The organism is Rhodococcus sp. IEGM 27 (assembly GCF_033142305.1).
GTDB lineage: Bacteria > Actinomycetota > Actinomycetes > Mycobacteriales > Mycobacteriaceae > Rhodococcus_F > Rhodococcus_F oxybenzonivorans.
The window spans coordinates 260,702-274,572 of the sequence record NZ_JAWLSG010000007.1; the positions used below are offsets into that span (position 1 = coordinate 260,702).

A 13,871-nucleotide genomic window follows, 5' to 3' on the forward strand; every position below is an offset into this window, starting at 1 on the left:
CTGTCAGTCCTCCTCGTCCGTTTCCGGGGTGAGGCCGAAGCTGTGGCCGCGGCGGTATCCGTTGGTGCGGATACAGATGTGACCCTCCGGCGCCAGCGGCTCCCCGCACAGCGGGCACGGCGCCCGGCCGGCGGCGATGACTCGTTCGGAACGCAGCGAGAAGTCCCTGGCCTGCAACGGGGTGAGAAAGACCCGTACGGCATCCGGGCCGTCCTCGGAGTCGTCGAGAACGACGGACTCGTCGAACTCGGTCTCGGTGACGGCCAGCAGCTCCACGACGACGGCTCCGGCGTCCGCGTCCCACCCCAGCCCCATGGTTCCGACCCGGAATTCGGCGTCGATGGGGGTGACGAGCGGGCTCGCGTCGTCGAGTTCGGCGCCCTGCGGTGGTACTTCCGTACCAAACCGGCGGTGTACTTCCTCGAGCAGGAGTCCCATCCGATCCGCGAGTACCTGAACCTGCTGCTTCTCCAACAACACGCTGACGACACGTGTCTCGTGAACCGCCTGGAGATAGAACGTCCTGTCGCCGGGCTCACCCACCGTTCCCGCAATGAACCGGTCAGGAGTGCGGAATACGTGAATTGCGCGTGACATTGCACCTCCTTCAGCTGGAGCCGGGCCCTTCTGCGGCGCTGCCCACTCGTTGATCCGTCTGGGACTCTTCCTAGCAGCGTGCCCCGTTCATTATCCGTCAATCGTTACAGGCGAACCTCCCCGCCGGGGACCGACCCCGAAACTTCGGCGGCGGCACCGTCCCCCGACGCCGGTGGAGTGTTGACCGCCGACAGGTCGTGGCCGGTGTCGTTCATCTTGAGCACGTACGGCCGGGTGGAGGTGTAGCGGACGACGCTGATCGACGCGGGTTCGGCGACGATCCGCTGGAAGCCGTCGAGATGGGAGCCGAGCGCATCCGCGAGCACCGCCTTGATCACGTCACCGTGCGAGCATGCCACCCACACCACGTCCCGGCCGTGCCGTTCCGCGAGCCGGGCATCGTGCTCACGGATGGCTGCGACTGCCCGTGCCTGCACCTGGGCGAGGCCCTCGCCGCCCGGGAACACCGCGGCGGACGCATGTTGCTGGACGACCTTCCACAGCGGCTCCTCCAGGAGGGCCTTCAGTTCACGGCCGGTCCAGTCGCCGTAGTCGACCTCGACGAGCCGGTGTTCGACCACCGGGGTGAGTCCCCGCGCCCGCGCGAGTGGCTGCACCGTCTGCTCACACCGCAACAACGGTGAGTGCACGATTTCCTCGATCACGACGTCCGCGAGCCTGGCGACAACCGCCTCTGCCTGTTCCCGGCCGTGGTCGTCGAGTTCGACTCCCGGCGACCGGCCGGCGAGCGTGCGTGCGGTGTTGGAGGTCGACCGCCCATGGCGCAGCAGGACAACAGTCATTGGCCCAGCCTAGTGTCGTGCACCCGCCGTCCGCCCGATCTCAGGTTGCCGACACGACACCGGTTGCCAGGAGTGACAGCATCACGACGCCGAGGATGATCCGGTAGCCGACGAACCAGTACATCGAGTGGTCGACGACGAAGCGGAGCAACCACGCGATCGAGGCGTACCCGATGGCGAAGGCGATCAGCGTCGCGACGAGCAACTGGGCACCGCTCGCGTTGAGGCCCTCCCCCGCGGGCTCGAAGGCGTCGGGGAGGCTGAACAGACCCGACGCGACCACGGCCGGAATGGCGAGCAGGAACGAATAGCGCGCCGCGGCTTCTCGGGTCAGTCCGAGGAACAGGCCCGCGCTGATCGTGCCGCCGGACCGCGAGACGCCGGGGATCAACGCGAGTGCCTGGGCCGAACCCATGATGATGCCGTCCTTGGCGCGAAGGTCCTCGACCGGACGGACCTTGCGTCCGTAGTACTCCGCCGCTGCGATGACGAGCGCGAAGACGATCAACATGGTGGCGATCAGCCAGAGATTACGTGCGCCGGTGCGGATCTGATCCTTGAAGAGGAAGCCGAGAATTCCGACCGGAAGGGTGCCGAGGATCACGTACCAGCCCATCCGGTAATCGAGGTCACCTCGATGCTCGGGATGCAGCAATCCGCGAAACCACGCGACGACGATCCGGCCGATGTCTCGTGCGAAGTAGATGAGAACGGCCGCCTCGGTGCCGAGCTGGGTGACGGCGGTGAAGGAGGCGCCTGCGTCGTCACCGAAGAAGACCTCGGACACGATCCGCAGATGGCCGGACGAGGAGATGGGCAGAAACTCCGTCAACCCCTGGACGACTCCGAGGACGATCGCCTGGAGCCACGACATCGCCTCCCCCATCACTCACCCGTCCCGAGGTGGAGCACACCGGCCCGCGAGGCCTCGAATCTGCTGTCAGGACGCCAATTTCCCATGTCGCGTTCGTCATTCACCGGCGCCACGGTACCGGGAGGCCCCGGTCGCAGCAGAATCCGGCGTGGCAGGACGGCCGGTTCCACGCGACACCACTACTCTGCTCCTGTGGTGGCCCGTCCCGGGTGGCAGTCGCCGTCCGGGGAAACAGCACGAGACGCAGGCGGTTATGGAACAGAGATCGGTCGGAGCAAGTGGTCTGCGGGTGTCACGCCTCGGCCTGGGCACACTCACCTGGGGACGCGACACCGACGGCGACGAAGCCGCCGCGCAGATCGCGGCCTTCGTCGATGCCGGCGGCACCCTCGTAGACACCTCGCCCGCCTACGGTGACGGTGCAGCGCAGCGCATTCTGGCGGAACTGCTCGACGACGTGGTACCCCGAACCGAACTCGTCCTGAGTTCGAGTGCCGGCATCAACCCGCACGGCCCCTTGCGGGTCGACTGCTCGCGCCGAGGGCTGCTCGCTCAACTCGATGCCACCCTCCGCGAACTCGGAACCGACTACCTCGACATGTGGCAGGTCGCCACCTGGGATCCGTTCACCCCGGTCGACGAGGTGGCCGCGACACTGGATTTCGCGGTTTCGAGTGGCCGCGTCCGTTATGTCGGCGCCCGCGGCTACCTCGGGTGGCAGCTGGCCACCGCTGCGGGAGCCTCTCGCGGTACCACCCTCGTCGCCACGCAGGTGGAGTACTCCCTGCTCGCGCGCGGGGTCGAAGAGGAACTCCTCCCTGCCGCCGCACATCACGGGATCGGGGTGTTCGCGGCGGTGCCCCTTGCGGGCGGCGTCCTGACCGGTAAATACCGGAACGGGATTCCCGTCGACTCCCGCGGGGCCGACGACGCGCACTCCCAGGACGTGCAGAACTACCTCACCGACTCCTCGGTCGGTGTCGTCGATGCCGTTGTCACCGCCGCGGACGGGCTCGGGACCTCACCGCTGGCGGTCGCGCTCGCGTGGGCACGGGACCGTCCCGGTGTCGCGAGCGCGGTGGTCGGCGCCCGGGACATCGCCCAGCTGACCGGTGTCCTCGTCGCCGAGGAACTCGAATTGCCGCCCGCCATCTCGGCGGCCCTCGACGACGTCAGCGCCTGAGGGGCCCGTGGGACGCCCTCCGTGCGAATGCCGCGACAAAGCAGGCCAGGCTAACCTGGTGCTCAACGGTCGACGTCGTAGATGCAGGAGAGCTCATGACCACGCTGAACGAGGCCGACGCGGCCGATCGCCGAGCGGTCGGTTTCGCCGAGCGCATCAAGGACGGCACGGACGCCGCTCACCGCGAGACCGAACAGTCCCGGTTCGTCGGAGCGTTACTCGCCGGAGAGTTGAGTTCGGACGGCTACGCCGAACTGCTTGCCCAGACCTATCTCGTCTACCGCGAATTGGAAGAGGCCGGACGCACCCACACGGATGATCCGGTGGCCTCACCGTTTCTGTCCGAGAAGCTGATACGCGTGCCGGCCCTGGAAGCGGATTTGGCCTACCTGCGCGGTTCGTCGTGGCGCGACACCGTGTCCCCGCTCGCCGCCACCACCCGGTACCTCGAGCGGCTGCGTGAGGTGGCGTACGACTGGCCCGCCGGTTTCGTTGCGCACCATTACATTCGGTACATGGGCGATCTGTCCGGTGGCCAGATCATTCGCCGGATGCTCGAACGAGCATATGGATACACCGAGAACGGCCTGCGGTTCTACATCTTCGACGAGATCCCGAAACCGAAACTGTTCAAGGATGCGTACCGCGCGAAACTCGACGCCGCCCCGTTGTCCGCGGCCGATCAGCAACGGGTGATCGACGAGGTGAACCTCGCGTATCGACTCAACGGTGACCTGTTCGCCGATCTCGAAGCCGACATCGACAACTACCTCGCGCGGTGAGGCCCGTGGTCCGCACGCGCACTCCCCGATCAGTTCTCGCAGTACTGGCAGTGGTGCTCGTCGCCACCGTCGGCGCTTCCGCGTGCACATCCGCAACCGGTGACGGTGGGACGGTCCCACACGGCGCGCACACCGCGGTGCTGGACGATCTCGATCCGCAACCTGTCGCGTCGACGGCCGCACCGGTGCTGCCCACTACGGTCCGCAGCTTCGACGGCGTGGACGTCACGATCGACGACGTGAGCCGTATCGTGACCGCCGACCGCTACGGCACCCTGACAGAAACGGTCTTCGCTCTCGGACTCGGGGACAACGTGGTCGGCCGCGACATCGCAGCCGAGTTCCCCGCCGCCGCCGATGTGCCGGTGGTGACGCCGGGCGGCCAGTCACTCAGCGCCGAGGCAGTACTCGACCTTGCGCCGACGGTCATTCTCACCGACACCAGCATCGGACCTAAAGGCGTTCAGGATCAATTGCGCGCGGCGGGCGTTCCGGTGGTCTACTTCGACCCGACGCGCACCCTCGCCGGCGTGTCCCCGCAGATCATCGCGGTGGCGAACGCGCTCGGTGTGCCCGAGCGCGGAGCCGAACTCGCTGCCCGCACCGACGACGAGATCGCAGCGGCCCGCAGCCGGGCGCCCGACGGTGAGAATCCGGTGAAGATCGCCTTCCTCTATCTGCGCGGCACCGCGATCACCATGATCGGCGGGCGGGGATCCGGGGCCGACTCGTTGATCGAGGCCCTCGGAGCCGTCGACGCAGGCACGGCCTCCGGAATCACCCAGCAGTTCGCGCCCATCACCAGCGAGGCCCTCATCGCCGCGGCACCCGATGTGATCCTGATGATGACGGGTGGCCTCGAATCGATCGGGGGGATCGACGGACTCGCGAAGATTCCCGGTGTCGCGCAGACCCCGGCAGGAAAGAACCAGCGTGTCGTCGACATGCAGGACGGGGTGCTTCTCAGCTTCGGACCCAACACCGGTCGTGTGCTGGACGCCTTGGCGGACGCCGTCTATCAGCCGGCCGATCGATGAGCCTCGGCACCGTCACACCAGCTCAGGCTTCTTCTCGAACACGCACCGGCATCGTGCTGGCCGGGTTGCTGATCGCGCTCGCGGTCGCCGCAGTGTTCTCCGCGTGCATCGGCCAGGTGCCCACCGGACCGAGCGAGGTGCTCGGCAGCATCGCGCACCGCGTAGGACTCGACCTGGGCCCCCTCCCCGCACATCCCAGCGGTGAGGTCACGCTGTGGGAGGTCCGCTTCCCCCGGGTCGTCCTCGCGATCCTCGTCGGCGCGGCCCTCGGCTGCGCCGGTGCTCTCCTGCAGGGCGTCTTCGCCAACCCTCTGGCCGAGCCGGGCGTCATCGGGGTCTCCGCCGGGGCAGCCGTCGGTGCCAGTGCCGCCATCGTCGTCGGCGGGGCGTTCGCGGCCGGGTGGACCGTGGCCGCGTCCGCGTTCATCGCCGGACTCATCACGACCGTCGCCGTGTACGTCCTCGCCCGCCACGACGGCCGCACCGAGGTGGTCACCCTCGTACTCACCGGCGTCGCGGTCAATGCCTTCGCGGGCGGACTGATCGCCTTCTTCACCTTCATTGCCTCGCCGGCCGCCCGTGACCAGATCGTGTTCTGGCAACTGGGAAGCCTCAACGGCGCCACGTGGAGCGCTGTCGCGGTAGTGGCGCCGATGACCGTCGCCGGTATCGCCGCGACCATGGCGATCGCGGCAAAACTCGACCTTCTCTCGCTCGGTGAGAGCGCAGCGCGACATCTGGGACTCGACGTCGAGCGTTTGCGCCTGATCGCCGTCCTCATCGTCGCGCTGCTGGTGTCGTCGAGCGTGGCCTTCACCGGGATCATTCTGTTCGTCGGCCTGGTGGTACCCCATCTCATGCGTATCGCCGTCGGTCCGGGGCACCGAGTGCTCATTCCGGCCAGCGCGTTGTGCGGGTCGCTGGTGCTCCTCCTCGCCGACCTGGGCGCGCGGTCCCTGGTGGCCAACGCGGACCTTCCCCTCGGCATGCTGACGGCGCTGGTCGGTGGACCGTTCTTCTTCTGGCTGCTCCGCCGTACCCGTGCCCGCCAGGGCGGTTGGGCATGAGCCCCAGCCATCTGCGGACGAGAATCCGGGAAGCTCTCGCGCAGAACTTCCTCCGCCGGACCGATCCGGTTCCACCGTTACCGCGCCCGGGCGCGGTAACGCTGCGCGCGGTCGACATCGACGTCCACCGCGGGGGACGACCCGTGCTGGACAAGGTCTCGGTGGACGTGCGCGTCGGGGAGGTTCTCGTCCTCGTCGGACCCAACGGCGCCGGCAAATCCACCCTCCTCGCGGCGCTGTCGGGCGATCAGAACGTGCAGTCGGGCACCGTCCACCTCGACGACCGGGACGTCGACACGTGGACGCCCCTCGAGATGGCCCAGCGCCGCGCCGTACTCCCCCAGCAGAACACGGTGGGATTCTCGTTCACCGCACGCCAGGTCATCACAATGGGCCGGTCCCCGTGGGCCAGAACGTCCCGGTCGGACGAGGACGTCACCGCAGTCGCCGAGGCGATGAGAATTTGCGATGTGGAGCCCTTCGCCGATCGACCTTTCACAGCTCTCTCCGGCGGTGAGCGTGCTCGCGTCGCGCTTGCACGAGTGCTCGCTCAGCGCACGGAGACGATTCTGCTCGACGAACCGACCGCAGCGCTCGACCTCGGTCACCAGGAGACAGTGATGCGGCTTGCACGCGACCGTGCCCGCTCCGGCACCGCTGTGGTGGTGGTGCTGCACGACCTTGCGCTCGCCGCCGCCTATGCAGACCGGATCGTCGTGCTCGAGAACGGCCGCGTCGCCGCCGACGGCCCACCCCGGGAAGTGCTGGCCCCGGAACTTCTGACCCGCGTCTACGGCCATCCCGTGGAGGTCATCGCGCACCCGGAAACCGGGACGCCCCTTGTGCTACCTCGACGTGACCGACGCTGAGGCCGTACGGGTGTCAGAGTCCGTCGATGACGGCGCCGAGGCGGCCCAGTACAGCGCGGACCGTTCTGCCGTCGTCCTGTCCGACGACAACCGAATCGGGGGCGGCTACCGCATCTCGCACCACCGCGACGATGGAGCGTTCGTCGGTCAGATCGATCTCGCGAATCGAGCGACGAGCCGTCGCGATGATGTCGTCCGGTGCCGGCACATCCGTCTCGACGTCCGCCCGGTACACCTCGACGAACAGGGTGCTCTTCCGTACCCGGAAGGCATAGGAGTTCCCCTCTGCCGTGCGACCGAAGCCGTGCGCGTGCGGGCCGACCGAGACGTCTTCGACGGTGAACGTCGGTGTTTCGGGTAGTTCCACGGTGTTCTCCTCGATGACCTCGTCCGGTTGTCGGGAACAACCGCACGTGGGGTCGATAGCCCCTACGGTATCGCCTCGCGACGCGCTGGGCACCGACCGCTTTGCCCGGTGTTTCGCGAATCAGGGATGCTTGGTGGACAGTTGTGCAGGTACGGACAGAAGAGAAACCCGAGGAGCAGCGCATGGGCAGACCTGGAGCGCGCGTCGTCGCGTCGTGCGTCGGAGCGGCATTTTTGCTGGTCACGGGCTGTTCTTCGAGCAACGACGAGGATCAAGCAGTCACGATCGCGCCGGCCAGTGCAGCTCAGTCACCCGCTCAGGCCACGACGCCTGCCGGTGTCGTCCATCCGATCGGGCAACCTATCGAGTCGGTCACAATCGACCCCGACACGCGTACCGCCGTCGTCCTGGTCGGCGACCGGAGGGAAGTTCTTCTGTTCGCCGGCGGCGACCTCCGCGCCGCACCGCGTTCGATTCGGTTGAACGAGCCCGTGACCCAGGTGTCCCTCGCCCCCGGCGGAACTGCACTGCTCGCCATGAATGGCCAGGTGGGACGGCTGAACCTCCGATCCGCCGAGCTCGACTCCGTCCCTGCGGACGGGGACGTCCGGTCGGTGGCGCAGCTGCCCGACGGACGGCTGGCCGTAGGACTCGGCAATGGCGAAATTCACATCACGGGCAGCGAGGGCGCCGAGACACAAGTGATCGACGGACTGACTTCGGTAGATGCGCTGGCCGTTGTCGGCGAGTCGCTCACCGCACTCGACCGCGGTCAAACTTCCGTCACGGAAGTCGACATTCCGAAATCCTCCCTCGGTGCCGCTCTTCGCGCCGGTGAAGGTGCGACTCAACTCACCACCGATCACTTCGGCCGCATTCTGGTGACCGATACGGCCGGTGACGAGTTGTTGGCGTACACGACGGACACTCTGATGCTGCGCCAGCGGTTTCCGGCGGGAGATGCGCCCTACGGCGTCGCTTACGACGACGAGACCAACCGGGCATGGGTCACGTCGACCGGTACGAACGAGGTGGTCGCGTACGACCTCGCCAGCGGTGTCGGGGTGGAAACCGCACGCTATCCCACGGTCCGCCAGCCCAACTCGATCGCGGTGGACACCGTCAGCGGTGATCTACTCATCGGTTCCGGCACGGGTGACGGGTTGCAGCAGATACCGACGAGGAGCTCATAGATGTCGTCGCATTCACGCCGTCTCCCCTCCGGCTGGGAAATCGAGTCCGAAGACTTCGAGTACGTGCCACTGCGGTTGCCACCGGACGTCACCCGCGTCAGTGCGTCGATGAGACTCGCCATACAGGCGGAGTTCGGTGGCTGGGAGCTCTCGCGCGTGCGGCTGTACTCCGACGGCAGCCGGCGCGTGCTGCTCAAACGACGAAAGACCACCCACCATGTTCCCGACCCGGCTATCTAGGGAGATCCCGTTGTATCACCTGCTCCTGCGGCTGATGTTCCTCGTTCCCCCGGAGCGCATTCATCATCTGGCCTTCACGGCGATGCGCCTGGCTACAGGCGTCACCCCGCTGCGCCAGCTGGTCGGCAAGGTCCTCGTGGTCAATGATCCGGTGCTGAAGAACACCGTGTTCGGACTGGACTTCCCCGCCCCGCTGGGACTGGCCGCCGGCTTCGACAAAGACGCCACCGGTGTGGACGCGTGGGGTCCCCTCGGATTCGGTTTCGCCGAGGTGGGAACCGTGACGGCGCAGGCTCAGCCCGGCAACCCAGCTCCCCGCTTGTTCCGGCTGCCCGCCGACCGCGCCCTGATCAACCGAATGGGGTTCAACAACCACGGCGCAGGCAATGCCGCGAACCATCTCCGGCAGCGACGCGCGAGTGTTCCGATCGGGGCGAACATCGGCAAGACCAAGATCGTCGACGCGGCTGAAGCGCCCGCCGACTACACAGCAAGTGCGCGGCTTCTCGGGCCCCTTGCCGATTTCTTGGTAGTCAACGTCAGTTCACCCAACACACCGGGATTACGCGACCTGCAAGCTGTCGAGTCGCTGCGGCCGTTGCTTCGCGCAGTTCAGGAGACCGTCAACGTTCCTGTCCTGGTGAAGATCGCCCCCGACCTGTCGGACGATGACGTCGACGCCGTCGCTGATCTCGCGGTCGAGTTGGGCCTCGCCGGGATCGTCGCCACCAACACCACCATCCGGCGCGACGGCCTGCGGACGCCGAAAGCCGAGGTCACCGCGATCGGGGCGGGTGGGCTGTCGGGCGCACCGGTCGCGGAACGGTCCCTCGAAGTTCTGCGCCGCTTGCACGCGCGGGTCGGCGATCGGCTGGTGCTGATCTCAGTGGGCGGGATCGAGACCACGGAGCAGGCCTGGGAACGCATCCTGGCCGGGGCCTCGCTGGTCCAGGGATATACGGGTTTCATCTACGGCGGACCGTTCTGGGCGCGCCGTATCCACAAGGGGTTGGCGCGCAAGGTCCGCGACGCCGGCTTCGACAGCATCGCGGACGCGGTGGGCGCGGGAGTCGTCCGCTGATACGGGTGCCTCAACGACCGGTGGCCGGCGACTTCCGCGAGAAGTCGCCGGCCACCGGTTTCCGACCTGCTGCTTGTCTGACCTACTGCTCGTAGGTGCCGGTGATTTTCGCCCGGGCGATGGCGTGCGAGAACAGGTTGAATCCGAGAAATGCCGGAGTGGAATCCTCGCTCACGCCGTCGAGGGTGTCGACGTCCAGAGCGTGGACGGCGACGATGTAGCGGTGCGGGCCATGCCCCTCGGGCGGGGCGGCCCCGATGAAGCGGCGCTGTCCGGCGTCGTTCCGCAGCTGGATCGCGCCATTCGGGAGCCCGGTACCGTCGTCGTCACCGGCACCGTTCACCAACGACGTGCAGTCCGCCGGGATGTTCGCCACCACCCAGTGCCAGAAACCTGACGCGGTCGGCGCATCCGGGTCGAACACCGTGACCGCGAAACTCTTCGTCTCGGGCGGAAATCCCGACCACGACAGCTGTGGCGAGTTGTCGAAGCCGCCGGCTCCCATGATTCCACTGACCTGATCCTTCTTCAGCGGCTGCCCGTCGGTGACGTCGGCGGAGGTCAGCTCGAAACTCGGCAGGTCGGGAAGTGCTTCGTACGGGTCGTAGGACATGCGGTTCCTCTCTTGTCGCGAATGGGCGATGGATCAGCTGTGGAGCAGAAAGTGCTCCAGCACACGCGTTCCGAACAGTAGTGCGTCGACCGGTACCCGTTCGTCGACGCCGTGGAACAGGGCACTGAAGTCGAGGTCGGGGGGCAGCTGCAGCGGCGCGAAGCCGAAGCATCGGATGCCCAGCTTGGCGAATGCCTTGGCGTCCGTGCCGCCGGACAGCATGTACGGCACGGTCCGCGCACCGGGATCGTGCGCGAGGATCGCCTCGTTCATGGCGTCCACCAGGTGACCGTCGAACGTCGTCTCGTAGGAGTCGAGGTTGGTGATCCACTCCCGCTGCACGTCGGGCCCGATCAGCTCGTCGACGGTGGCCTCGAACTCGGCCTGCCGACCGGGCAGGATGCGGCAGTCGACCACGGCCTCCGCGGTCTGCGGGATGACGTTGGCCTTGTAGCCGGCGGACAGCATGGTGGGGTTCGCGGTGTCCCGCAGCGTGGCGCCGATGATATTGGCGATACTGCCCAGTTTCGCCAGGGTGCCGTCGAGGTCGGGCGACGTCGCATCGAAATCGAGGCCCGTTTCCTCGCCTGCAGCGGCGAGGAATTCGGCGACCGAATCGGAAATGACCAGCGGAAAGGTGTGCGCACCCAGGCGGGCGACTGCCTGCGCGAGAATGGTGACGGCATTGTCGGTGTGCAGGAACGAGCCGTGCCCGGCCCTGCCCTTAGCCGTCAGACGCATCCAGCCGAGACCCTTTTCCGCGGTCTCCACCAGATACAGCCGCCGCTCGGTGCCGTCCGGGCGCGGAACGGTGAGTGAGAACCCACCGACCTCGCCGACGGCTTCGGTGACACCTTCGAACAGGTCGGGACGATTCTGTACGAGCCACTGGCACCCGTATCTGCCCCCGGCCTCCTCGTCGGCGACGAACGCGAACACGAGATCCCTCGGCGGAACGATTCCCTCGGCCTTGAACTGGCGGGCCACCGCCAGGATCATGCCGACCATATCTTTCATGTCGACGGCGCCGCGGCCCCACACGTAGCCGTCCTCGACGGCGCCGGCGAACGGGTGGACGCGCCAATCGGCGGGCTCGGCGGGCACGACGTCGAGGTGACCGTGCAACATCAGCGCACCGCGGGTGGGGTCCGACCCCTTCAGCCTTGCGAAGACGTTCCCGCGTCCCGGCGCCCCCGATTCGACGTATTCCGTCTCGTATCCCACTTCCTCGAGCTGAGCGGCGACCCACTCAGCACACTCACGCTCACCCTTGGTCGTGGCGAGTTCCCCGGTGTTGGACGTGTCGAAGCGGATCAGTGAGCTGACGAGCTCGACGACCTCGGCTTCGGCGCGACCCCGGCCTGGCGTTTCCTGTGTAGTCGGCACTTCACTTTCCTACCACCGCGCCACCGGAAACGCTCAGGTGAAAGGGGCGATTTGGGCCGTGGCGCTTCATCAGATAGTCTTTCCCAGCGCCCAGGAAATGGGTGCGAGTCCGAGTGGCGGAATGGCAGACGCGCTAGCTTGAGGTGCTAGTGTCCTATTAACGGACGTGGGGGTTCAAGTCCCCCCTCGGACACTCTGAGTTGAGACAGACGAAAAGGCCCCGGTTCATCGAACCGGGGCCTTCTTCGTGAGAGGGCGAAGTTCGATGGGTGAAACAGCGACGGCAATCGATCCGGCAGATCTGGAGATCTGTTTGCGGGTTCTCGATCAGGCCGCAAGTCTGGACGAATCCGACCCTGATTCGGTCACCGTGCAGCGCGCCGTGGGCCATCTCTTCAAGAAGTTGAAGAAGCGGCGCCGACTCGCCGCCCGGGATGCCGTCGCCGAGGCGGACCGCCGGGTGGTCGCTTCCACGGCGACCGGGTCGCCTGATCGGATAGACGACGAGACCGCCGGCATTCCGCTCACGTCGAACGCCGACGGCGCCACCGCGGGCACGCTGATCCGTCCCCGCCCCTGTTACATCTGCAAACAGCGGTACACGCGGGTCGACGCGTTCTATCACCAACTGTGCCCCGACTGCGCCGGGAAGAGCCGCGCGAAGAGGGACGCACGCACCGACCTCACGGGACGCCGGGCGCTCCTCACCGGTGGTCGCGCCAAGATCGGGATGTACATTGCGCTGCGCTTGCTCCGCGACGGCGCGCACACCACGATCACCACACGGTTCCCCAACGACGCGATCCGACGGTTCAAGGCGATGGAGGACAGCGCCGACTGGATCCACCGTCTGCGGGTGGTGGGTATCGACCTCCGCGATCCCGCGCAGGTGGTCGCTCTCGCCGATTCCGTTGCCGCCCAGGGCCCCCTCGACATTCTCATCAATAATGCCGCCCAGACGGTGCGGCGCTCCCCCGGCGCCTACAGCGCACTGGCGGACGCGGAATCGGGCGCCTTGCCCGCCGGTGTTCTTCCCGACGTCCTGACCTTCGGAAAGACCAGCGACGCGCACCCGGCGGCTTTGGCCGGCTCCCTGTCCGACGTGTCGGCCATGGCCGGTGCAGCGATGGCACCGGAATCCGTCAGCTCCCTCGCACTCGTCGCCAAATCCGCCTCCCCCGATCGCATCGCGCAGGGTCTCGCCATCGACGCCGGGGGTCTCCTGCCCGATCTCGCGCACACGAACAGCTGGGTCCAGACCGTCGAGGAGGTCGACCCGATCGAGCTGCTCGAAGTGCAATTGTGCAATTCGGTAGCGCCGTTCATCCTGGTATCCCGGCTGCGACCCGCGATGGCGGCGGCCGCCGCCCGGCGCAAGTACGTGGTGAACGTCTCGGCGATGGAAGGTCAATTCAGCCGGGCATACAAGGGACCGGGGCATCCGCACACCAATATGGCGAAGGCAGCGCTGAACATGCTGACGCGGACCAGTTCCAAGGAAATGCTCGACGACGGCATCCTCATGACGGCGGTCGACACCGGCTGGATCACCGACGAGCGACCGCACTACACGAAGATGCGGCTGGCCGACGAGGGTTTCCACGCCCCCCTGGACCTCGTCGACGGCGCGGCGCGGGTGTACGACCCGATCGTGCAGGGTGAGCAGGGCGTCGACCTGCACGGCTGCTTCCTGAAGGATTACGAACCCTCCCCCTGGTGACCGAGCACCCCATCCGGCGCGCCAGAGAGCATCAACACAGCCGAAGGACACTGGTACAC

15 protein-coding genes and 1 tRNA gene are annotated in these 13,871 nt (G+C 67.0%); 10 read left to right on the forward strand and 6 right to left on the reverse strand.

What is annotated here, in order from left to right:
- Positions 1-3: 3 nt before the first annotated feature.
- The 3 genes from R4P95_RS24335 to R4P95_RS24345 all read right to left on the reverse strand — a co-directional run bounded on the left by R4P95_RS24335 (position 4) and on the right by R4P95_RS24345 (position 2,286).
- Complete coding sequence (locus tag R4P95_RS24335; RefSeq protein WP_159921987.1) at positions 4-597, reverse strand: DUF3090 domain-containing protein; 594 nt, start codon at positions 595-597, stop codon at positions 4-6.
- 104 nt (positions 598-701) lie between these two features.
- Entirely contained in the window at positions 702-1,400 is a 699-nt protein-coding gene (locus R4P95_RS24340) for a histidine phosphatase family protein (RefSeq protein ID WP_159921985.1), read from the reverse strand.
- A gap of 40 nt (positions 1,401-1,440) precedes the next feature.
- The gene (locus R4P95_RS24345) at positions 1,441-2,286 is read right to left on the reverse strand and encodes an undecaprenyl-diphosphate phosphatase (RefSeq protein ID WP_213572290.1); all 846 of its coding nucleotides are present in this window, start codon (positions 2,284-2,286) and stop codon (positions 1,441-1,443) included.
- A 241-nt stretch (positions 2,287-2,527) separates the two neighbouring features.
- Here R4P95_RS24345 and R4P95_RS24350 point away from each other — a divergent pair, with 241 nt between their 5' ends.
- The 5 genes from R4P95_RS24350 to R4P95_RS24370 all read left to right on the forward strand — a co-directional run bounded on the left by R4P95_RS24350 (position 2,528) and on the right by R4P95_RS24370 (position 7,212).
- A complete protein-coding gene (locus R4P95_RS24350; RefSeq protein ID WP_109329521.1) occupies positions 2,528-3,457 on the forward strand; it encodes an aldo/keto reductase in 930 nt (309 codons plus the stop codon).
- Positions 3,458-3,552: 95 nt separating this feature from the next.
- The gene (locus R4P95_RS24355) at positions 3,553-4,239 is read left to right on the forward strand and encodes a biliverdin-producing heme oxygenase (protein WP_317744672.1); all 687 of its coding nucleotides are present in this window, start codon (positions 3,553-3,555) and stop codon (positions 4,237-4,239) included.
- Positions 4,236-5,276, forward strand: a complete 1,041-nt coding sequence (locus R4P95_RS24360) for a hemin ABC transporter substrate-binding protein (RefSeq protein WP_317744671.1) — start codon at positions 4,236-4,238, stop codon at positions 5,274-5,276. Before R4P95_RS24355 ends, R4P95_RS24360 begins: the two co-directional genes overlap by 4 nt.
- A complete protein-coding gene (locus R4P95_RS24365; protein ID WP_317744668.1) occupies positions 5,273-6,343 on the forward strand; it encodes an iron ABC transporter permease in 1,071 nt (356 codons plus the stop codon). The genes R4P95_RS24360 and R4P95_RS24365 overlap by 4 nt, the downstream gene beginning before the upstream one ends.
- Positions 6,340-7,212 (forward strand): heme ABC transporter ATP-binding protein, encoded by an 873-nt coding sequence (locus R4P95_RS24370; RefSeq protein WP_317744667.1) that lies wholly within the window; start codon positions 6,340-6,342, stop codon positions 7,210-7,212. Before R4P95_RS24365 ends, R4P95_RS24370 begins: the two co-directional genes overlap by 4 nt.
- A gap of 13 nt (positions 7,213-7,225) precedes the next feature.
- Here the strand turns inward: R4P95_RS24370 and R4P95_RS24375 are convergent, their stop codons facing one another.
- The gene (locus tag R4P95_RS24375) at positions 7,226-7,579 is read right to left on the reverse strand and encodes a hypothetical protein (protein ID WP_317744665.1); all 354 of its coding nucleotides are present in this window, start codon (positions 7,577-7,579) and stop codon (positions 7,226-7,228) included.
- A gap of 182 nt (positions 7,580-7,761) precedes the next feature.
- Between R4P95_RS24375 and R4P95_RS24380 the strand changes: the two genes are divergently transcribed.
- From R4P95_RS24380 to R4P95_RS24390, 3 genes are read left to right on the forward strand one after another with little or no spacing between them, the layout of a single operon-like run.
- Complete coding sequence (locus R4P95_RS24380; RefSeq protein ID WP_317744663.1) at positions 7,762-8,772, forward strand: hypothetical protein; 1,011 nt, start codon at positions 7,762-7,764, stop codon at positions 8,770-8,772.
- Positions 8,773-9,012, forward strand: coding sequence for a DUF5703 family protein (locus R4P95_RS24385; RefSeq protein WP_109329507.1), 240 nt, complete (start codon positions 8,773-8,775; stop codon positions 9,010-9,012).
- Between the two features lie 10 nt (positions 9,013-9,022).
- The gene (locus R4P95_RS24390) at positions 9,023-10,093 is read left to right on the forward strand and encodes a quinone-dependent dihydroorotate dehydrogenase (protein WP_213572296.1); all 1,071 of its coding nucleotides are present in this window, start codon (positions 9,023-9,025) and stop codon (positions 10,091-10,093) included.
- An 82-nt stretch (positions 10,094-10,175) separates the two neighbouring features.
- On the opposite strand, the gene R4P95_RS24395 is transcribed toward R4P95_RS24390, so the two are convergent.
- Both R4P95_RS24395 and R4P95_RS24400 read right to left on the reverse strand, forming a co-directional pair.
- The gene (locus R4P95_RS24395) at positions 10,176-10,706 is read right to left on the reverse strand and encodes a YbhB/YbcL family Raf kinase inhibitor-like protein (RefSeq protein ID WP_213572297.1); all 531 of its coding nucleotides are present in this window, start codon (positions 10,704-10,706) and stop codon (positions 10,176-10,178) included.
- Between the two features lie 33 nt (positions 10,707-10,739).
- Positions 10,740-12,092, reverse strand: coding sequence for a M20/M25/M40 family metallo-hydrolase (locus R4P95_RS24400; RefSeq protein ID WP_213572298.1), 1,353 nt, complete (start codon positions 12,090-12,092; stop codon positions 10,740-10,742).
- A 107-nt stretch (positions 12,093-12,199) separates the two neighbouring features.
- Between R4P95_RS24400 and R4P95_RS24405 the strand changes: the two genes are divergently transcribed.
- Both R4P95_RS24405 and R4P95_RS24410 read left to right on the forward strand, forming a co-directional pair.
- Positions 12,200-12,285, forward strand: a tRNA-Leu gene (locus tag R4P95_RS24405).
- A 72-nt stretch (positions 12,286-12,357) separates the two neighbouring features.
- Positions 12,358-13,812: an SDR family NAD(P)-dependent oxidoreductase gene (locus R4P95_RS24410; protein WP_213572299.1), complete on the forward strand. Its 1,455-nt coding sequence runs from the start codon at positions 12,358-12,360 to the stop codon at positions 13,810-13,812.
- The last annotated feature ends 59 nt before the right edge of the window (positions 13,813-13,871 follow it).